This window comes from Microvirga flavescens, from assembly GCF_003290125.1.
Lineage (GTDB): Bacteria > Pseudomonadota > Alphaproteobacteria > Rhizobiales > Beijerinckiaceae > Microvirga > Microvirga flavescens.
On the sequence record NZ_QMKH01000005.1, the window covers coordinates 136,854 to 157,894 of the forward strand.

General features: G+C 62.8%; 13 protein-coding genes. 5 read left to right on the top strand and 8 right to left on the bottom strand.

Features of this window, described 5'->3' with window-relative positions:
• The first annotated feature begins 40 nt into the window (after positions 1-40).
• Together DQW91_RS11485 and DQW91_RS11490 are read left to right on the top strand one after the other, a co-directional pair.
• Positions 41-955: a LysR family transcriptional regulator gene (locus DQW91_RS11485; RefSeq protein WP_112663779.1), complete on the top strand. Its 915-nt coding sequence runs from the start codon at positions 41-43 to the stop codon at positions 953-955.
• A 210-nt stretch (positions 956-1,165) separates the two neighbouring features.
• Positions 1,166-4,675 carry a PAS domain-containing hybrid sensor histidine kinase/response regulator gene (locus DQW91_RS11490; RefSeq protein ID WP_112663780.1) on the top strand — a complete coding sequence of 1,170 codons (3,510 nt, stop codon included), beginning with the start codon at positions 1,166-1,168 and terminating at the stop codon, positions 4,673-4,675.
• A gap of 127 nt (positions 4,676-4,802) precedes the next feature.
• On the opposite strand, the gene DQW91_RS11495 is transcribed toward DQW91_RS11490, so the two are convergent.
• The 6 genes from DQW91_RS11495 to DQW91_RS11520 all read right to left on the bottom strand — a co-directional run bounded on the left by DQW91_RS11495 (position 4,803) and on the right by DQW91_RS11520 (position 12,233).
• The gene (locus DQW91_RS11495) at positions 4,803-5,426 is read right to left on the bottom strand and encodes a 2-hydroxychromene-2-carboxylate isomerase (RefSeq protein WP_112663919.1); all 624 of its coding nucleotides are present in this window, start codon (positions 5,424-5,426) and stop codon (positions 4,803-4,805) included.
• A 56-nt stretch (positions 5,427-5,482) separates the two neighbouring features.
• Positions 5,483-6,031 (bottom strand): acyl-CoA thioesterase, encoded by a 549-nt coding sequence (locus DQW91_RS11500; RefSeq protein WP_112663781.1) that lies wholly within the window; start codon positions 6,029-6,031, stop codon positions 5,483-5,485.
• Positions 6,032-6,112: 81 nt separating this feature from the next.
• Positions 6,113-8,320: an FAD-dependent oxidoreductase gene (locus DQW91_RS11505; RefSeq protein ID WP_112663782.1), complete on the bottom strand. Its 2,208-nt coding sequence runs from the start codon at positions 8,318-8,320 to the stop codon at positions 6,113-6,115.
• Positions 8,321-8,340: 20 nt separating this feature from the next.
• A complete protein-coding gene (locus DQW91_RS11510; RefSeq protein ID WP_112663783.1) occupies positions 8,341-9,549 on the bottom strand; it encodes an acetyl-CoA C-acetyltransferase in 1,209 nt (402 codons plus the stop codon).
• Positions 9,550-9,672: 123 nt separating this feature from the next.
• Positions 9,673-11,466: an acyl-CoA dehydrogenase C-terminal domain-containing protein gene (locus DQW91_RS11515; protein WP_112663920.1), complete on the bottom strand. Its 1,794-nt coding sequence runs from the start codon at positions 11,464-11,466 to the stop codon at positions 9,673-9,675.
• A gap of 344 nt (positions 11,467-11,810) precedes the next feature.
• The gene (locus DQW91_RS11520) at positions 11,811-12,233 is read right to left on the bottom strand and encodes a MerR family transcriptional regulator (protein ID WP_112663784.1); all 423 of its coding nucleotides are present in this window, start codon (positions 12,231-12,233) and stop codon (positions 11,811-11,813) included.
• A 354-nt stretch (positions 12,234-12,587) separates the two neighbouring features.
• Here DQW91_RS11520 and DQW91_RS11525 point away from each other — a divergent pair, with 354 nt between their 5' ends.
• From DQW91_RS11525 to DQW91_RS11535, 3 genes are all read left to right on the top strand, one after another.
• Positions 12,588-15,815: a tetratricopeptide repeat protein gene (locus tag DQW91_RS11525; protein WP_112663785.1), complete on the top strand. Its 3,228-nt coding sequence runs from the start codon at positions 12,588-12,590 to the stop codon at positions 15,813-15,815.
• 198 nt (positions 15,816-16,013) lie between these two features.
• Positions 16,014-16,943, top strand: a complete 930-nt coding sequence (locus tag DQW91_RS11530) for a sulfite exporter TauE/SafE family protein (RefSeq protein WP_112663786.1) — start codon at positions 16,014-16,016, stop codon at positions 16,941-16,943.
• Complete coding sequence (locus tag DQW91_RS11535; protein WP_112663787.1) at positions 16,940-17,698, top strand: TIGR02186 family protein; 759 nt, start codon at positions 16,940-16,942, stop codon at positions 17,696-17,698. The genes DQW91_RS11530 and DQW91_RS11535 overlap by 4 nt, the downstream gene beginning before the upstream one ends.
• Positions 17,699-17,703: 5 nt before the next feature.
• On the opposite strand, the gene pdeM is transcribed toward DQW91_RS11535, so the two are convergent.
• Both pdeM and DQW91_RS11545 read right to left on the bottom strand, forming a co-directional pair.
• A complete protein-coding gene (gene pdeM / locus DQW91_RS11540) occupies positions 17,704-18,405 on the bottom strand; it encodes a ligase-associated DNA damage response endonuclease PdeM (protein ID WP_245410994.1) in 702 nt (233 codons plus the stop codon).
• Positions 18,402-20,906, bottom strand: a complete 2,505-nt coding sequence (locus DQW91_RS11545; RefSeq protein WP_112663788.1) for a ligase-associated DNA damage response DEXH box helicase — start codon at positions 20,904-20,906, stop codon at positions 18,402-18,404. The genes pdeM and DQW91_RS11545 overlap by 4 nt, the downstream gene beginning before the upstream one ends.
• Positions 20,907-21,041: the final 135 nt, after the last annotated feature.

The window sequence follows — 21,041 nt, forward strand, 5'->3', positions numbered from 1 at the left end:
ATGCCGTTCGAAGAATATAAGCTCACACCAGGAGAGTGAATTGCTTGATCGGGTCGCCAGCATGCAGGTGTTCGCCCGGGTGGCGGCGCTGGGCAATTTCTCGGCGGCGGCGCGAGCGCTCGACCTGTCTCAGACGATGGTGACCAAGCATGTTTCGGCCCTCGAGGACCGGTTGGGCGTCAAGCTCCTCAACCGCTCGACCCGGGGCATGACGTTGACCGAGGCGGGAAAAAGCTATCTCGCCGCCTGCGAGCGTATTCTCGCCGAGATCGAGGAAGCGGAGGCTTCCGCCAGCCTCGACCGCGTGGAGCCGCGCGGCACGCTCAAGCTCAACGTGCCCCTGGCTTTCGGCATTCGCGAAATCGCGCCGGCCCTGGCCGAGTTCAGCCGCCTGCACCCGGCGGTGACGGTCGATCTCGGCCTGACCGACCGTTATGTGGACCTGATCGAGGAAGGCTGGGATCTCGCGATCCGCATCGGCCGCCTGAAGGATTCCGGCCTCGTGGCGCGCCGCATCGCTCCCTGCCGGGTCGTGGTCTGCGCGGCCCCGTCCTACCTGTTCACGCACGGCAGGCCGCGCACGGTGGCGGACCTGCAGCATCACAATTGCCTCGGCTACACCCTGCCGAGTGTCTTGGGCGCGAACCGCTGGGCCTTCGGCCTGAATGGCGAAACCATCGTTCCGGTTTCGGGCAACCTGCGTGCCAACAACGGCGATGCCCTCCTCGCCGCGGCGTTGGCCGGCCAGGGGCTGATCTACCAGCCGACCTTCATAGTCGGCGACAGCCTGCGCAGCGGCACGCTGGAGCGGATCGACCTCGACCTGCCGGTCCAGGAATTTGGCGTCCATGCCGTCCTGCCCTCCGGACGCCAGGCACCCGCCAAGGTGCGTGCCTTCGTGGAATTCCTGGCCAGGCGCTTTGCGCCGGAACCCGCCTGGGACAAGGGCATCTGAGTCCCTTTATTTGTCGCACGATCCGAGCGAACAACCGGTGTCCACTTGTTCTGATCACGCCCCCTTATTTGTCGCATGATCCGAGCGAACAACCGGTGTCCACTTGTTCTGATCATGCTCTAGCAGCGCGGCAACATCGTCCGCCGCGCAAAGTAGCCTTCCGCCCCTTAAGCCGCTAATCTCACAGGGTTTCTTCGCAAGGATCGTCACATGGTCGCCAGTTGGGCGGTTATCCTCTTGGCCCTCGCCTATCTCTGCCTGCTCTTCTCGGTCGCCCATTGGGGCGATTCCTACGGGCGGCGGATCGTACGAGGACGGGCGCGCTCGACCATCGGGGCTCTGTCGCTTGCGGTCTATTGCACCTCGTGGACCTTTTTCGGATCCGTCGGGCTTGCAAGCTCCTCCGGGCTCGACTTCTTGACGATCTATATCGGCCCGATCCTCGTCATCGGCCTCGGGCATCTTCTTGTCGCGCGCATCGTGCGTGTCGCCAAGGCGCAGAACATTTCCTCCATCGCGGATTTCGTGGCCGCCCGCTACGGCAAGAGCGAGCGCGTCGCGGCCATCGTCTCGCTGATCGCGCTGATCGGCTCCGTGCCGTACATCGCTTTGCAGTTGAAGGCCGTCGCCTCGTCCCTCGACGTGTTCCTGACGGCGGCAAGCGGCACGACCTCCCACACCATTCCGGGCTTTGGCGATCTCGCGCTCGTGGTCGCGCTGGTGCTTGCCGGTTTCGCCGTGGCCTTCGGCACGCGCCACACGGATGCGACGGAACACCAGGACGGCCTGGTGCTCGCCATCTCGCTCGAATCCGTCATCAAGCTCATCGCCTTCCTCGTCGTCGGCTTCTATGTCACCTACATAATGTTCGATGGCTTCGACGACATCGTCGCGCAGATCACCGCGAAGGGCCTCAACCCGAGCATGGTCGATAGAACGTCGGGCTTCGGCAGCTATGTGACGCTGATCCTGCTTTCGACCTGCGCCTCCATTCTGCTGCCGCGTCAGTTCCACATGACGGTGGTCGAGAACCGTTCCATTGCGGACCTGAAGCGCGCGGCGTGGCTCTTTCCCGTCTATCTTCTCCTCATCAATCTCTTCGTCATTCCCATCGCGCTTGCAGGCATGGCGGTGTTTCCGCAAGGCGCTATCGACCGCGACATGACCGTGCTCGCGCTGCCCCTGTTCGACAAGGCGGGCAGCATGGCGCTGCTCGCCTTCCTTGGCGGTTTCTCTGCGGCAACGGCAATGGTCATCGTCGATTCGGTTGCCATCGCCATCATGATTTCGAATCATCTCGTGATGCCGATCGTGCTGCGACGGCGCGCTTTTTCCGATGTCGATCCCGGTGGATTCGTGCTCGGCGTGAGGCGCGTGTCCATCGTTCTCGTGATCCTGCTCGCCTATTTCTATTATCGCGCGTCCGGCGACGCGGCGCTCGCCTCCATCGGCCTTCTCTCCTTCGCCGCCGTGGCGCAGATCGCACCGGCCTTTCTCGGCGGGCTGATCTGGTCGCGCGGGACCGCGATGGGCGCGTGCGCCGGCCTTATCGTGGGCTTCCTCACCTGGGCCTATACGCTTCTTCTGCCGAGCCTCGTGTGGGACGGCGTGTTCTGGTCGGATGTCGTGGTCACGGGGCCGTTCGGCATTCTCGCGCTCAAGCCGACCGCGCTCTTCGGCGTCGATCTTCCGCAGCTCACGCACGGCGTCGTCTGGAGCCTTACCCTCAACATCCTGACCTATATCGGCGTATCGTTCTGGCGTCAGGCGACGCCGCTCGAGCGCATTCAGGCGAAGGTTTTCGTTGGCGAGCCGGATGTTTCCACCGCGCCGAGCTTCCGCCTGTTCCGCGCCAGCGTCACCGTCGACGAGTTACGCGCCACCGTCGCGCGCTACCTCGGTGACGAGCGCGCGACAAAGTCCTTCGCAGGGTTCGCCCACAGCCGTGGGCAGCCACTGGAAGGGCGCGCGGAGGCGGATTTCCATCTCCTGCGCTATGCCGAGCATCTCCTCGCCTCGGCCATCGGCACAGCCTCCTCGCGCCTTGCTCTCTCGCTCCTGCTGCGCCGTCGCACGGTTTCAACGAAGGATGCGTTGAAACTTCTGGACGACGCTTCCGCCGCTATCCAGCAGAGCCGCGACCTCCTGCAACACGCCATCAACTACGCAAAACAAGGCATCACCGTGCTCGACCGCGATTTGCGTTTGCTCGCGTGGAACCAGGCCTTTGTCGATCTCTACGACCTGCCGCCGAACCTCGTGCGCGTCGGCGTCGGCATGGACAGCATCATCCGCTTCAACGCGCAGCGCGGGTCCTATGGTCCGGGTTCCTATGACAGGCACATCGCATCTCGCATCCACTCCTTCCTGCACGATCTCGAACCAGTGCGACTGAAGCTCTATCCGTCCGAGATCGTGATCGAGATCCGCTCCAACCAGCTTCCCGACGGCGGCCTTGTCACGACCTATACCGACGTCACCGAAACCGTCGCGGCGGAAGAGGAAAGCCGCCGCGCCAACGAGACGCTGGAACAGCGCGTCAAGGAACGCACGGAAGAACTGACGCGCCTCAACGAGGCCCTGTTGAGCGCGAAGGCCGAGGCGGAAGAAGCGAACCTGTCCAAGACGCGCTTCCTCGCCGCCGCGAGCCACGACATCCTGCAACCGCTCAATGCCGCAAGGCTCTACGCCACATCGCTCGTCGAACGCGACAAGGAAGCGGGAGACGTGGCGCTTGCAGAAAACATCGACGCTTCGCTCGATGCGGTGGAAGAGATTCTCACTGCGCTTCTCGACATCTCACGCCTCGACACGGGAGCGATGAAGCCGCAATGGTCGAGCTTCCGCATCGACGAGCTGTTCCGCCAGCTGCAGCGCGAGTTCGGCCCCGTCGCGCGGGAGAAGGGACTGGAGCTGACCTTCGTTCCTTCCTCGCTCACCGTGCGCTCCGACCGCAGGCTGCTGCGCCGCATTCTGCAGAACCTTGTCTCCAACGCCATCAAGTACACGCCGGAAGGCCGTGTGCTCGTCGGTGGGCGGCGGCGTGGCGGGCGCCTGATTTTGGAAGTGTGGGATACGGGCCTAGGCATTCCGCCCTCCAAGCAACGCATCGTCTTCCGCGAATTCCAGCGCCTGGATCAGGGTGCGAAGGCCGCGCGCGGCCTCGGCCTCGGCCTTTCCATTGTCGAGCGCGTCTGCCGCGTGCTGGGTCATCATCTCTCATTGCAATCAACAGCCGGGCGCGGCTCGGTCTTCCGGCTCGACGTCCCCATCGTCGCCGCTCTTCCCGCCTCCGCCGCCGCGCCCGAACCGCCGAAAGCGCCTGTCACACAGCTTTCAGGCTTGCGGATTCTTGCCATCGACAACGAGCCTGCGATCCTCGAAGGCATGCGCCTTCTTCTCACCGGCTGGGGTTGCGAGGTCTGGACGGCTTCGGATCTCGAGGGCGCGCAAAAGATCATCAGGGATCACAAGGAGGGCCCGGAGGCCTTCATCGCGGATTATCACCTCGACGAAGGCGACGGACTGGAAGCCATCAAGGCCCTGCGCTGGAAAACACAAGTCGACACGCCCGCCGTCCTCGTCACCGCCGACCGGACACCTGCGGTGCGGGACGCCGCGGCGGAGATGAATGTCCATATTCTCAACAAGCCACTGAAGCCCGCAGCACTCCGCGCGCTCCTCACGCAGTGGCGTGCGACACGGGTCGCCGCCGAATAAAGCATGATCAGAACAAGTGGACACCGGTTGTTCGCCCGGATCATGCGCCAATAACAGAGACTGGAGTCTGATTGTGTTTCAAAGAGACACGATCAGACTCTAAGCTGCGGCCTCCTTTTTGACGGCATCAGATGCTCGAGGAAAATGGCGCGCGGCCGCTCTTCAAGGCATCGTCGAGCAGGTCAAGACGATCCTGCCCCCAGAACACCTCTCCGTCGAGCACGTAGGACGGCGAGCCGAACACATCGTTCGCCACGGCGTTCTCGAGGTTCAGGGCGTAGATCGCTTCGGTCGCGCTTCCTGTCGCGACATCCATCAGCGATGCTGAATCAAGACCTGCTGCTTCCGCGAGCTCCGCAATGACGAGAGGATTGGCGAGATCGCGATCCTCCTCCCAGATGCCGGCGAAGGCCCGGCGCAGGAACGGGTCGGGGTCCTTGCCGGCAGCTCCAATGGCGATCACGAAGCGATCCACGAGATTGACGTCGAACGGCCAGTATTTCGGCTTGGGGTTGAACGACAGGCCACGCTTGTCGCGCCAGCGTTGAAGCTCCACCATCCGGTAACGCTGGCGCACCGGATGGCGCTGGGCCAGCGGCAAGCCGCCGGTTTCCGAAAACACCCGGCCCAGAAAGACGGGCTTGTAGTTCACCTCGATCCCGTGCCGCCGCACGATATCCATGAACGGCACATGGCCGATATAGGCCCAGGGGCTGACGAAGGAGAAGTAGTAGTCGATGGTGCGGGGCATGGCGGCGCCGTTCGTTTTCTTGTCGGAACCACAGGCTACAATGTGCCACGAAACGATCAAGTCGTCTTCTTCATCGCCTCCTCGGCGGCCAAAAACGCCGTGATTTCCGCCCCGGGCTGAGGCTGATGGGCCTGAATGCCCAGATCGGCAAACATGCGCTCGACAGAAACGAAGCTTTTGGCCTTGCGGTCATAAAGCCCCACGCGGACCAGGGCGGTGGCGGAGACGATAGGGCTTCCATCTTTTGCTACGGTGACGAGTCGATGCTCCATCATCACCCAGCTATCGGCCCAGCTCACGATGCGGGTTTCGAGTGTGAAGGGTTGGAAGAGCTTCAACTCCCGCCGGAACCTGATCTGTCCCGCGCTGACGACGGGCACCCACCCGTGTTTCAGAATTTTCCGCCACAGCCCGGAGCGGATCATGATGTCCGCGCGTCCGAGATCCATAAGGGTCCAGTAACGCCCGTTGTTCATGTGGAGCGACGTGTCGAGATCGTGCGGCCATACGCGGAAGCCGAGCCGCGACACATCGCTCACTGGATCGAGCCTTGGCCTGAAAAGCGATGCAATGAAAAGATGAAGAACGCGCAGCCAGAGATTCATGTCACTTCCACAGCGCAGCCTTGCGCGCTGCCTTATGGAAAACCCGGAGGAGAACTCCGGGTTTTCATCATTGTCGAATGTTCACGCCGCCTTCCGGGCCTCAGCACGTCCGTAAAACGTGCCACCGCTTGCGGCCATGTCGATGAGGATCTTCGGCGGGGCGAAGCGGTCGCCATGCTTGGCCTGCAACGACTTGCACAGCTCGACGAAAACCTTCGCGCCCATGAAGTCGATGTAGGACAGAGCGCCGCCCGTGAACGGCGCGAAGCCGAACCCGAGGATGGAGCCGACATCCGCCTCGCGCGGATCGGTGATGACCCCTTCCTCCACCGTGCGCGCGGCTTCCAATGCCTGCGTCACGAGAAGGCGTGCTTTAAGCTCCTGCATGTCGATGGTCTCCGCATCGAGGTGTTTCGGCTGCAAGTCCATCAAGCTCGGCCAAAGATGCTTCGGCCCGCTCTCGGGGTAATCGTAGAAGCCTTTCCGGTTCTTGCGACCGAGACGGCCTTCCTGCTCCACGAGGCGCGTCAACAGCGCCTCCTGCTGCGGGATGATCGCGGCTTCGCCCAGTTGCGCCTTAGTGGCCTTGAGGATCTTCAGGCCGAGATCGACGCCGACCTCGTCGTTGAGGGAGAGCGGGCCGACGGGCATGCCCGCCTGCTTGCCCGCGTTCTCGATCATCGCCGGCGGCACGCCCTCCGTGAGCATCAGATGACCTTCGAGGATATAGGCCAGAACGCAGCGATTGGCGAAGAACCCGCGCGAGTCGTTGACGACGATGGGCGTCTTCTTGATGAGGCGCACATAATCGAGCGCGGCGGCGAGCGCCTTGTCGCCCGTCTTCTTGCCGAGAATGACCTCCACCAGCATCATCTTCTCCACGGGTGAGAAGAAGTGAATGCCGATGAATTCATCAGGACGCTTCGAGGATTGCGCGAGGCCAGAGATCGGTAGCGTCGATGTATTGGACGCGAAGATGCAATCGGGCCTGATCGCGGCCTCCACCTTCGCAATCACCTCGGCCTTGACCTTGGGATCCTCGAACACGGCCTCGATGACGAGATCGCAATCGCTCAAGTCATTATAATCCGCACTCGCCTTGATGCGCGCGAGAAGCGCATCGCGATCCGCCGTCTTGGCGCGGCCCTTCATGATCTGGTCCGTCATGAGCTTGTGCGAATGCGCCTTGCCTTTCTCGGCGGCTTCCACATCGCGATCGATCAGCACGACATCGAGCCCAGCATTGGCGGTGACATAAGCAACGCTCGCGCCCATGAAGCCCGCGCCGACGACGCCGATCTTCTTGAGATTCGTCGGCGGCGCGTCCTTCGGACGGCGCGCGCCCTTGTTCAGCTCCTGCATGGAAACGAACAACGTGCGGATCATCGCCGCCGCTTCCTTGGAGCGCAGGATCTTGGCGAACCAGCGTGATTCCACCTTCAACGCCTGGTCCATCGGTAATTGCAGCCCCTGATAGACCGCCTCGAGAATGGCATAGGCCGCCGGGTAGTTGCCTTGCGTCTCACGGCGATAGATGGCGTTCGCCGCAGGCCAGATCTGCATGCCCGCCGCCGAATATACCTTGTTGGAGGGTAGCTTGAAATTCTTGTTGTCCCACGCCGCTTCCGCCGAGCCGCCGCCCTTGATCCACTCCTTGGCGATGGCGACGATCTCGTTACGCGGCGCAACCGCGTGCGCAAGGCCCATATTGCGGGCCATGAGCGAGCGAAGCTGCTCGCCCTTGAACAGCATCTGCAGGGCATCGCCCGTTTGCATCAGACGCGCCACGCGCTGCGTGCCGCCCGCACCGGGGAAAAGGCCGACCTTGATCTCGGGCAAGCCGACGCGGGTTGAATCCGCATCCGAGAGAACGCGGAAATGGCACGAGAGCGCCAGTTCGAACGCGCCTCCGAGACACACGCCGTTCACGGCGGCGGCAAACGGCTTGCCGCAGGTTTCCAGACGGCGATAGAGCAGCGAGAGCTTGCGCGATTCCTCGAAGAAGAAGCTCATCGCCTCCTCCTCGCCCTTCTCCTTGGCGAGCTTGGCATATTGCGCGCCGAGCCCTTGCAGCATGTTGAGATCCGCACCGCCCGAGAAGGTCTCCTTGCCGGACGTGATGACGCAGCCCTTGATCGCGGCATCGCCCGCGACCTTCTCGACGATCTGCGACAGCTCCTCCATCACCTCGGGCGTGATGACGTTCATGGAACGATCCGGCATATCCCAAGTCGCGAGCGCGATGCCGTCAGCATCGACCTCGAAACGGAAATTGGTGAATGTCGTCATGATGTCCTCCCGTTCCGCTCTCAAACACGCTCGATAATCGCCGCCGTGCCCATGCCCGCGGCAACGCACAGGGTAATCAAGGCCGTCCGCTTGCCCGTGCGCTCCAGTTCATCGAGCGCGGTTCCCAGAAGCATGCCGCCGGTGGCTCCGAGCGGGTGGCCCATCGCAATGGCGCCGCCATTCACGTTGACCTTCGCGGGGTCGAGTTCCAGCGCCTGCAGATAGCGCAACACGACGGCGGAGAAGGCCTCGTTGATCTCGAAGAGATCAATGTCCTTCGTCGTCATGCCGGCTTTCTTCAAAACGAGTTGCGACACTTCCACGGGACCCGTCAGCATGAGGGCGAGATCGGAACCGAGCGATGCGAAAGCCTTGAGGCGCGCGCGCGGCTTCAGCCCCGCCTTCGCGCCGCCTTCCTTGGAGCCGACGAGCACAGCGGAAGCACCATCGACGATGCCGGATGAATTGCCCGCGTGATGCACATGATTAACGGCCTCGACATCCGGATGCGCGTATGTCGCCACAGCATCGAAGCCACCCATCTCGCCCATCTGCGTGAAGGACGCTTTCAGTTGGCCGAGGGACTGCATGTCGGTGGAGGGGCGCATATGCTCGTCCCTGGCAAGCAGGGTCAGCCCGTTGATGTCCTTCACCGGAACAATCGACTTCTTGAACCTTCCCTCGTCCCAGGCCTTCGCCGCGCGCTTTTGCGACTCGACCGCATAGGCGTCCACATCGTCGCGGGAGAAGCCATACTTCGTGGCAATCAGATCCGCCGAGATACCTTGTGGCAGGAAGTAACTGGCAATCGCGATGCCGGGATCGACCGGCCATGCGCCACCCGATGCGCCCATGCCGACGCGGCTCATGGATTCGACGCCGCCGCCGATGGCAAGGTCCTTCATGCCCGCCATCACCTGCGATGCGGCAAGAGCCACGGCATCGAGACCGGAGGCGCAGAAGCGGTTGATCTGCACGCCCGGAACTTCCTTGCCGAAGCCTGCCTTCAGCACCGCCGCGCGCGCAATGTCGCCGCCCGCCTCGCCAACAGGATCGACGTTGCCGAGAACCACATCCTCGACAAGCTTCGGATCGAGATGGTTGCGTTCGCGGATCGCGTCGAGCGTCGTCACGGCAAGATCGACGGTGGGCACTTCGTGCAGCGAGCCATCCGGCTTGCCGCGCCCGCGCGGCGTGCGCACGGCATCATAAATAAAGGCATCGACCATAGGGGCCTCCCGGTCATGTTGTCATTCCGGACGCGAAACGCGACCCGGAATCGTTATCAGAATTCGGCGTATGCTCGTCGTGCGATCCCGGCTCTTCGCTCCAGCCGGGATGATACCTGTCAATCAGAAAGCGTCCACCGGCAGCGCCATCGTCGATTGCGAGCCCGACGAAATGCGCGCGAGGCGCGTTGCGGTCTCGGGCATGAGGCGATCCATGTAGAAACGGCCCGTCAGCAACTTCGCGTCCATCTTTTCGGCAGCGCCATTGCCTTGCGCCTTCTTCGCCTGCGCGGCCTTCACCATCAGGCCCCACATGTAACCCATGACCACCGTCCCGAAGAGATGCATGTAATCGGTCGCGCCCGCGCCCGCATTATCGGGATTGGCCATCGCGTTCTGCATGAACCACATGGTGGCCTGCTGCAGATCGGCAAGCCCCTTCTGCAACGGCCCGACGAAGGCCTTGAGTTCTTCATCACCGGCATTCTCCTGACAGAATGCACCGACCTCGTTGAAGAAGGCCATGACGGCGCGCCCGCCGTCCTTGGCGAGCTTTCGCCCGACAAGGTCCATCGCCTGAATGCCGTTCGCACCCTCATAGATCATGGTGATGCGGGCATCGCGCACGAACTGCGACATGCCCCATTCTTCGATGTAGCCGTGACCGCCGAACATCTGCTGCGCCTTGACAGCGTTGTCGAAGCCGAGATCGGTCAGAACGCCCTTCACCACAGGGGTCAAAAGGCCCATGTGATCGTCCGCGGCTTGGCGCTCCGCAGGATCGGACGAACGATGCGCGATGTCGCTCTTGAGCGCCGTCCAGAGCACAAGTGCGCGCGCAGCCTCGTTGATTGCTTTGATCGACAGAAGCGTGCGGCGCACATCGGGGTGGACGATGATAGGATCGGCGGGCTTGTCCGGGAATTTCGGCCCGGTCAGCGCGCGCCCCTGAAGACGGTCCTTCGCATAAGACACGGCGTTCTGATAGGCGACCTCGGACTGCGCCAAACCCTGAACGCCGACGGCGAGACGCGCCTCGTTCATCATCACGAACATGGCGTTGAGGCCGCGGTTGGCCTCTCCGAGCAGCCAACCCTTCGCGCCGTCGTAGTTCATCACGCAGGTGGCATTGCCGTGAATGCCCATCTTGTGTTCGAGCGAGCCGCAGGAGACCCCGTTGCCGGCACCGGGCGTACCATCCTCCTTCACAATGAATTTCGGCACGATGAAGAGCGAGATACCCTTGGTGCCCGCGGGCGCGCCTTCGATGCGCGCGAGCACCAGATGCACAATGTTTTCCGCCATGTCGTGCTCGCCGGCGGAAATGAAGATCTTGGTGCCGGTGATGGCATAGGAGCCATCGCCATTGGGCACGGCCTTGGTTTTAAGGAGGCCCAGATCCGTGCCGCAATGCGGCTCGGTAAGATTCATGGTGCCGGTCCAGACTCCCTCCACCATCTTCGGCACGTACAGATGTTTCTGTTCCGCCGTGCCGTGCACGAGCAGCGCCGCGATGGCGCCCTGCGTCAGCCCCGGATACATCCCGAGCGCCAGGTTGGAGGAGGAGACGAACTCCTGCATGACGATGCTGAGCAAGGTGGGCAGCCCCTGGCCGCCGAACTCCTCGGGGACGGACAGTCCCATCCAGCCGCCCTGCGCGTAGGCCTCGTAGGCTTCCTTGAAGCCCTTAGGCGTCGTCACGGAGCCGTCCGCGTTGCGGGTGCAGCCTTCCTGATCGCCACTCAGGTTCAAGGGAGCGAAGATCTCCTCGCAGAGCTTTGCGCCCTCGCCCAGAATGGCCTCCACCGTGTCGGGCGTCGCATCGGCAAATCCCGGCAGGTTGTTGTGGCGGGCGATGGGAAAGACATCACCCAAGAGGAACAGGACGTCTTCGACGGGGGCCTTGTAGACCGGCATAGGGGCTCCTCCCAGATCACGGGTGCGGCCGTCATTCTTCAAGAGAACGATCTTGAAGCGGACTTCTCGCCGCAGATAGTTCACATATAAACCATCTAGTCGACCAAGAAAAGAGGTCCCGCCCTGACGAAGGGTTACATGGCGCAGATTCTACGGAAGGCGAACGCCCTGACAGCGCAACCGGCGGGCATCGGACCCTGAATTGGGAGCCGCGTTTCCTGCTGGTTCAAAGAAAAACGGGCATCGGGCGGTCCCGCAAGGCATGAAAAAAGGTGGCGCCAGAGACTGACGCCACCTCAATATTTACTTACGCATGAAAACAGGCGCCCCCCAGCGCCTGTCTCTTACGCCGCTGCGACGAAGCTCGCGCGACGGGCCTTGAGCTCAGCCAGGGCCTGTTCGATCTCGACCTTCTGCTGCTCGAGATGCTCGATCTGGTCTTCGATCTGGTCCAGCGAGAGCTTGAGATTAGCCGCCGCAGCGCCACCCTCCAGGCGTTCCTCCGCCAGCATGGCGCGGATCTCGGTCAGGGTGAAGCCGAGTTGTTTGCCCTTCAGGATCACGGCCAGACGGTCTCGATCGCGCGCGTCGTAGATACGGGCAAGGCCCTCACGACGCGGCGAAAGGAGGCCGCGATCTTCGTAGAAACGCAATGTACGAAGCGTCACTCCAAATTCGCGAGCGAGATCGCCAATCGTAAAAGAATTCGTCGCTTCAGGCAGTTTGATGCCCGAATTTGTCACTTGATCAAGCTTATAGGTGGTCATGTTGCCCCACGTTATTGTTCGAGGCCGCCGTCCCTCCAGATCAGGGGCCCAAAGTAATGCAATGCTAGAACATTCACTTTACTAATCCAAGTGCGAAAAGGCACAGACCTCACGCAGAGGTAGAAATAATGACAAAATTTGTGGGAGACCGACTTTCAACCGCCCCCCTAACCCAGGGGCATGCTCCTAACCTCCTCTGCTTAACGGCTTTTTTACCATGTTCGCCGGACGGTAAGGCGTCGGCAGAGGTCTGACGAAGCGGACTGATTCGCCTCGTCGGACCAGCGGGCCGTCCCGGAAGGGCTTTTTCTTCGGCCCGGCCGGTGTTCTCCAAGTACCGAGTCGGCAGGCGCCATGAGACGAAACGCGAACCCTGAGGGTCTGGATCTGGATACCCGGAGCGCTGCCGAGGCGGCAGCACGGCGCGCCGGCCTGAGCCTTGAAGAATGGGTCGCCGCGCTGACCGCGAGCGAAAGGCGGGAGGCATCGCCTCCCGCGCGCAAGCGGATCGGCGAGATCGACGCCATCATCGCGCGCATGGGGCGGGCGCCCTCCGACCACGACATCGACGCGCAGCATGAGCGGGCCGAGGCCGAAGAACGGGCCGCCCGCACGGCAGTCGCGCTTGAATCGATGGCGGTCTGGATCGAGCAGGCCGAGGAGCGCCTGAACGAAGCGGCGCGCAACTCCGCCGATCACCAAGACCGGCTGGCGACAGTATTGTCCCAAGCATTGACGACGCTCAAGGACAGGCTCGACGCCGTCGAGCGCCAGGTCGTCGCGGAACGGATGCCCGCACCACCGACCCGCATCGAATTTCCCATCAATGAGGCCGTGGCGGCGCTCGCGCCCCTGTCCGACACACTGACAGGCCTGCGCATGGATATGGGGCGGCTCGCGGAGCGCCTCGAACATCCGCTCGACATCGCTCCCTCTCCCACCATCGAGGCGATCCGCACGGACCTTGAACGGCTGCAAGGCAGCGTCGGCTCGCTCGCGAGCCGCGATGAAATCGCGAAGCTCGATCATTCCATTCGTCATCTTGCCGGCAACCTCGCGAGCGGCAATAGCCATGACATGCTGACGTTGGCGCGCTCGGTCGCCGATCTCGAGCGCCAATTGCAGCATATGATGGAAAGCCTCTCCGACACCGTCCATCGCCGCATTTCTTCCGAGCTCGATACCCTGTCGCAACGTATCGACAAGGCGGCGGAAACCGGCGTCGATCGCAGTGTCATCGAATTCCTGAGCAGCCAGATCATCGACATGCGTCAGGATCTGTCGCAACGGGCTGAGCCGCAGCAGCTGGAAAAGCTTTCCGGCGACGTCACGGCCCTCGCCCAGCAAGTGACGGAGCTGCGTCTCAATCAGGTCGGCCGCCACGACTTCGCGGCGCTTAAAACATCGCTGGAAGACATCTGCACCGCTCTCGACAAGACGCTCGTTCTCCAGGCGAGTAACGACGTGCCGGCCCGGCTCGACAGCCTGAGCGAGCGCGTCGATCTTCTCGTCAACAGGCCCGAACCGGAGCCGCTCAATCTCACGCCGGTCGCGCGCCAGCTCGCGCTACTTACGGAACGCATGGGCGAGATCAACGATAATCGCGCCCGGCATTCGGACGCATTGATGACGTTGATCGAGCGCCTGTCGGCGGATGTGCAGGCCGTCGCGGAACGCCCGGAGCCATCGCACGAGCCCTTGCTCGAACGTTTCGGTCAATTGGAAAACGAGTTGCGCCAGGTCGGCAGGCAGATCGAGAGCCAGATTGAGAGCCGAACTGGCGGGCCCCTCGACACATCCGTCATCGAGGACATGCTTCGCACCATCGGCGAGAAGCTGGATCGCGCACCCGCGCCCGCTCTCGACGCCATTGAACAGCGTCTTGTGGTGTTGGCCGAGCAACTGGCGGAGAGCCGCGATGCAACCCCGCCGGTCAATGCCGGCGCGAGCCTCAAAGACCTGCAGGAAGAAGCTTCGCTCATCGCCGAGCGCGCCGCCGAGCGCGTTCTGAGAGGAGCGCCGCCTGCCGTCACAGAAAGCGACATCGACGCCTTGAAGCAGGGTTTCGTCGAATTGAAGGCGCTCCACACCCGCGCCGACAAGAAGACGCAACAGACTTTGCGTGCCGTGTATGATGCCCTCGAAACTCTCGTCGGACGAGGCATCCCCCAGACGAATTCCGTAGCCGTTTCGCACCATGCCGGCATCACCGAAGGAATGCCCTCCGCAGATCGCCTTGAAGCGGCCGTTCGCCGCCTGCATGCAGCAACGCTGTCGCAAATCGAGGATGTTACTGCGACGCGGCTCCCGCAAGCGTCGGTTTCCACAACTGAAACGGAAGAGACGCAGCCTGACACTGAGTCGAACGAAATGCAGGACCTGACCTCCGCGACGTTCCCGGCGGAAGCCGATCTCGGCAATGTGCGATCAAGCTTCATCGCGGCAGCGCGACGCGCCTCTCAGCAGGAGGCCACGAAAGCGAGCGAGACGCCTAGCGATATTACTGCCCCAATTGTCGAGATCTCGCTGGTCGATCTTGATGGCGATTTTAACGACAAAACTGGCGAGGAGAGTCTTGGCCCAGCAATAGCAGGCCCGAGCCTCATCCAGCGCCTGCGCCGGACACTTGATAATCATAAACGTCCTCTGCTTCTCGGTCTGGCGTTTCTGGTTCTTGCAACGGGAAGCTTCCAGATCGTGTCGAGCGTTCTCGATCCCGATCCGCAAACCCTTGCTGCCCTCGAAGGCAAGCCCGCCAAGTCGGCGCGTGTCGCTCACGAGCCCGCAACAGTGGGAAGCATCAATCCGGCACCCGTCGCGACAGTCGCGGACGAGGGTGAGGTCGCGCAGTCTGCGGCGCTCGACACAACGGCAACCCCGAAAGGGTTCTTCATCGACCCGTCGTCCCTCGGCGAAATTCCTGCCGGTACGCCCGTTGTTCTGAAAGAGGCCGTGTTGGGCGGCGATGCAACCGCCGTCTATGAACTCGCCACGCGCCTCGCGGAAGGGCGAGGCGTCGATCAGGATTCAACGCTTGCGGCGCGCCTTTTCGAACGCGCGGCGCAGGCAGGTCTCGCACCGGCTCAGGAGCGGCTCGCGATGGCCTACGAGAAGGGCTTCGGCCTGACACGCGACGTGAAAGCGGCGGCCGCCTGGTACGAGCGCGCGGCGCTCGGTGGCAACACTCGCGCCATGCATAACTTCGCGACGCTTCTTGCCGCCGGCATCAGTGGCAAGCCGGATTATGCCGCGGCCCTGCCCTGGTATGTGGAGGCGGCGGAAGCGGGCCTGCGAGACAGTCAGTTCAACCTCGGCGTGATGTATGCGCGTGGCGCCACGGGCCGGCAGGACCTGGTGCAGGCCTACAAATGGTTTGCCCTCGCTGCGAACCAGGGCGATGCCGACGCTGCGAAAAAGCGGGATGAGGTTGCGGCCAAGATGAGCGCCGGCGATGCGGTTGCAGCCAAGGCTCTCGTCGAACGCTGGCGCCCGCGCGCCACCGACAGCCAGGCGAACGAACTCAATCCGCCGGTCAAGGGCCGCACCGCCGCGCTCGACCAGAAGCCCGAAGGCCGCACCTGAGAGCAAACGCCGGCGACATAGTCAGCCGGCGTTCACGCGAATGTTGGATAATGCCGTGACGATCCGCTGTTCTCCAGACGGCGTGGAAGCCAGTGGGGACGGCTACCGCATCGTGCATTTTAAAGGGAGCATGATAATGTTTAAACGAAACGGGATCATGCTCTGAAGCGAGGCTGCACCGGCTATAGGGGAACCGGGGTGCAAATCTATCTGCCTATCGCGGAAATGTCGGTGAGCGTGCTCATGATCCTGGGCCTGGGCGCGGCCGTCGGCTTCATCTCCGGGCTCTTCGGAATCGGCGGCGGTTTCCTGATGACGCCGCTCCTGATTTTTCTCGGCATTCCCCCAGCCGTCGCCGTCGCGACCCAGTCGGCGCAGATCGTGGCATCCTCCACGACATCGGTTTTGAGCGCGCTGCGGCGCAACGCGCTCGATCTGCGCCTTGGCGGAATGCTGGTGGCGGGCGGCTTTGTCGGCTCGACGCTGGGCGTCTGGTTCTTCGCCGCCGCGCGGCGCGCGGGCCAGCTCGATCTCGTGATCGTCGTGTCCTATGTCACCCTTTTCAGCGTCGTCGGCAGCCTGATGATGAAGGAGAGCATCAGCGAGTTCTGGATGAAGCGGCGTGGCGGAACACCGCTGCCTCCCCGACAGGGCGGCCAGCACGCGCCTTATCTTCTGTGGCCGCTGCGCATGCGCTTTCCACGCTCGCAGCTCTATGTCAGCGTCATCCCGATCCTTGGCCTTTCTCTCTTCGTGGGCTTTGCCGGCGCGCTTCTCGGCATCGGCGGCGGGTTCATCATGGTGCCCGCCCTTCTCTATATCTTCCGCATTCCGACCTCCGTGGTCGTCGGAACGTCGCAATTCCAGATCGTCTGCACCACGCTCGTTGCTCTGGTGCTGCACGCGGTCGCTAACCAGGCGGTCGACATCGTGCTTGCGATTCTTTTGATCGTCGGTGGCGTCTTCGGCGCGCAGTTCGGCGCGCGGGCGGGCAGAAACCTGCGCGCGGAATTGTTCCGCTTTCTTCTCGCAATACTCCTGCTCGCGGTGGGCCTGCGCTTCGCGCTTGAACTCGTCATGCGCCCGAACGAACCGTTCTCCATCACCATACAGGAGACACGGACATGAGAATGGCGCTCGCGCTTCTCCTGTTCTTTTCTCCGGCTGCCGCGCTCGCAGAGGCCTTGATTACGACCCTGTCGAGCCATCGGGTTCTCATTACCTCCAACTACACCGGCACCTCCATCGCCGTCTTCGGCGCGGTCGAGCGCGATGCGCAGACTGTTGCCCGCGCAACAGGTTACGACGTCGTTGTCACCGTGCGCGGTCCGCGACAATCCATCGTCGTACGTGAGAAGGAGAGGCGCGGCCTCGTCTGGCTCAATCGCGAACAGCAAAAGTTCCCCGATGCTCCCTCTTACTTAAGCGTCTTCACATCTCGCCCTCTCGATGAAATCGCCTCGGAGCCAGCGAGATTGCGGCAAAAGATCGGGGTGAATGCAATTGTCCATGCCGCCGATTTCACCAACGACCGCGGCACCGCGGACGAACCGTTTCGCGAGGCGCTCTATCGCCTCAAGTCCCGCGATGGGCTCTATTTCGAGAAGGAACGCGGCGTCACTTTCCTCACACCCAACATTTTCACCGCCCAGGTTCCCGTCCCCGCCTCTGCTCCGACCGGAACCTACGATGTGGAGGTGGCCCTTCTCGCCGAAACGGTGGTGCTGGCGCGCAGCCACACGAATTTCGAGCTGGTCAAGATCGGCTTCGAGCAACAGGTCGGCGAAGCGGCACGGGACGCTTCGCTCACTTATGGTCTTGCAACGGCACTCATCGCTCTCGGCTTCGGCTGGCTGGCAAGCACGATCTTCAGGCGCGACTGACCACCTCAGTCGCCGCAGAGCATTCCACGCGCAATCGCAAAAATCCGCTCGGACCCGATGAGATGCGCCGTGAAGCTATTGGGAAAGAGCGGCTCGAACGCCGCATCGCAGGCGTTCAGGCCTCCCGCATAAGCCCCAAGCGCTGGCATGATGCAGCGCGTCCCATCGGTAAGAAAACAGCGCCGACGAGTCGAGCGGCCACGCATGACGACCTTTCCGACGGGATGAAGATGGCCGGCGACTTCGCTTTGCGTCCCCTCCTCCGGCTCATGGCGCAACGTGAGCGGGCCGAGCGTCATCGTCTCGACAACCTCGCCGCCAATGTTGGCGGGAAGCGTGTGATCGTGATTGCCCGTCACCCAGATCCAGTCGCGCCCTGCTTGCACGGCGGCGAGCGTCGCGCGCTCCTCTTCGCCCAACCGATCCGGCCCTCCGACATCGTGAAAGCTGTCACCGAGCGCGATCACCGCGCGGGGCGAAAAGCGTGAGACGGCCTGCCTCAGAGCTTTCAAGGTCTCGCGAGTGTCATAGGGCGGCAGCATCATGCCGCGCCGTGCGAAGGAAGAGCCTTTCTCGAAATGCAGATCGGCGACCAGCAGCACGTTCTCATCGGCAAGGAATAGCGCGCCCGAGAGATCGAGCACCGCCGCGAGACCGGACAGGGCGATCTCGCTCGTCGTCTGCTTCATCTTGAGCAATGCCGTCACGCCAAGGCCTCGTCGAGAAGCGCCGCTTCCGCCTCTGCCAGAATATCGTCCGCGCCCTCGCCCTGGATGCGCTCGCGGCCGATCTCCAGCATCACGGAGACGCTCAAAGGAGAAACCCGGTCGAGCGGCTTGTGAATGATTCGCCCCCGGATACGCTTGAGCATCATACCAAGCCGCTTCACGTCCAGAAGCCCCGTTGCCGCATCCGCCCGCGCGGCACGTAGCAGCACATGGTCGGGCTCGTGCTTTCGCAGCACGTCATAGACGAGATCGGTGGAGATCGTCACCTGCCGCCCGGTTTTTTCCTGGCCGGGAAAGCGGCGCTCGATCATTCCCGCAATCACCGCGCATTGGCGGAAGGTGCGCTTCATGAGCGATGATTCCGCAAGCCAGTCCTCAAGATCGTCCCCCAGCATGTCCTCCGCGAAAAGAGTGTCGATGAAGCCGGGATCGCGCGCCTGTTTGGCGGCGATGTCGTTCATGCCCCAGATCGCGAGGCCGTAATCGTTGGCGACGAAGCCAAGGGGTTTTTGCCGCGCGCGTTCGAGGCGACGGGTGAGGAGCATCCCGAGCGTCTGGTGCGCCAACCGCCCCTCGAAGGGAAAACACGTCATGTAGTAGCGCCCGCCGCGCGGAAAGGTTTCGACCAGAAGATCGCGCGGCCCCGGAACGATGGAGCGGCGGCGCTGCGCGAGAAGATAATCCGCAAGCTGCGGCGGCAGACGGTCCCACTCGAAGGGATCGGCCAATATCTCGCGCACCCGCGCGGCGAGGAAGGTGGAGAGCGGAAACTTGCCGCCCGCATAGGATGGAATTTTCGGATCGCTGCCGCTCGCCCGTGTGGCCAAAACCTCATCCTCGTGAAAGCCCTCGAAACGCAGCACCTCTCCGGCAAAGAGGAACGTGTCGCCCGGCGTCATGGTCTCCGCGAAATATTCCTCGATCTCACCGAGAACTTTTCCACGCGGCAGAACGGAGCCCGGCCTCGCGCGCGACGTTCGCCCAAGTCGCACCTTGATCATGGTGGATTCGACGATGGTGCCGACATTGAGCCTGTATTGCTGCGCGATACGCGCGTCGCGCACGCGCCACAGGCCATCCTTTCCCTTCACGATCTTGGCGAAGCGCTCATAGGCACGAAGGGCGTACCCGCCCGTGGCGACGAAGGCGACGCTGGCCTCGAAATCCTCCCACGACAAGTCGGCATAGGGCGCCGCGGCGCGGACTTCTTCATAAAGCTCTTCCAGCCGAAACGGTTCGGCGCAGGCCATGCCGAGAATGTGCTGGCACAATACGTCGAGTGCGCCGATGCGCGCGTCGGGCGTATCCTGCGCTGCCTCGTGCACGGCATCGAGTGCCGCGCGACATTCGAGAATCTCAAAGCGGTTCGCGGGAACGAGATAGGCCTTCGATGGCTCGTCCATGCGGTGGTTGGAGCGCCCGATGCGCTGCATGATGCGCGATGCGCCCTTCGGCGCGCCGACATTCACCACAAGATCGACATCGCCCCAGTCGATGCCGAGATCGAGCGTCGCGGTGCAGACAACCGCGCGCAGCTTTCCCGCAACCATCGCCTCCTCGACACGACGGCGCTGCGACACGTCGAGGGATCCATGGTGAAGGGCGATGGCAAGCCCATCCTCATTGAGATCCCACAATGCCTGAAAGGTGTACTCGGCCTGCAGGCGCGTGTTCACGAAAACAAGCGTCGTCTTGTGCTTAGCGATCAAATCATAGATCGCGGGCATGGATGCCGCAGCGGTGTGGCCGGAGAGCGGCAACGGCTCGTCCAGTTCCAACATGCGGATATCGGGCTCAGCGCTGCCCGCGACGACGACGAGATCGGCGAGATTTCTCTCCACCGAGGGTTTCGCCACCAGATATCGTCGCAAATCGTCCGGCTCGCGCACCGTCGCCGACAAGCCCACCGCCGTCAGTTCCGGTGCGAGCGCGTAGAGCCTTGCAAGGCCAAGCGAAAGAAGGTCGCCGCGCTTGGAGGTGACGAGCGAATGCAGTTCGTCCAGCACCACGCGGCGCAGATTCTTGAACAGCTCACGCGCATCGCGGTGCGCGAGGAGAAGCGCAAGCTGCTCGGGTGTCGTGAGCAGAATGTCAGGCGGATGCTCGATCTGCCGGGCGCGCTTGTGGGCAGGCGTATCGCCCGTTCGCGTCTCGATGCGGATCGGCAGTTCCATCTCCCGCACCGGCGTTTCAAGGTTGCGGGCGATATCGACCGCGAGCGCCTTCAGCGGCGAAATGTAGAGCGTGTGAAGCACGCGCTTCCTGCCACGCGGCGGCGAGTCTCGCTCGGCCAGCTCCACAAGGCTCGGCAGAAACCCCGCGAGCGTCTTGCCCGCGCCTGTCGGCGCGACGAGCAGCGCGGACAGGCCCGCCTTCGCCTTGGCGAGCAAATCGAGCTGATGGCGGCGCGGCTGCCAGCCCCGGCTATCGAACCAGCGCCGAAACCGTTCGGGCAAGGGGGAGGAAGATTTCTTCGGCATGGACCCCAACATATATAGGCCCTCAAAAGCCGCCCGTCATGCACGCCCTGGGGGCTTGCGGAAAATGGTCGCTTCCCCGCTTGCTATTTTGCCGGCTTCGGTTTCAGCTTGCGCGACGCCAATCGCCAGAAAGAA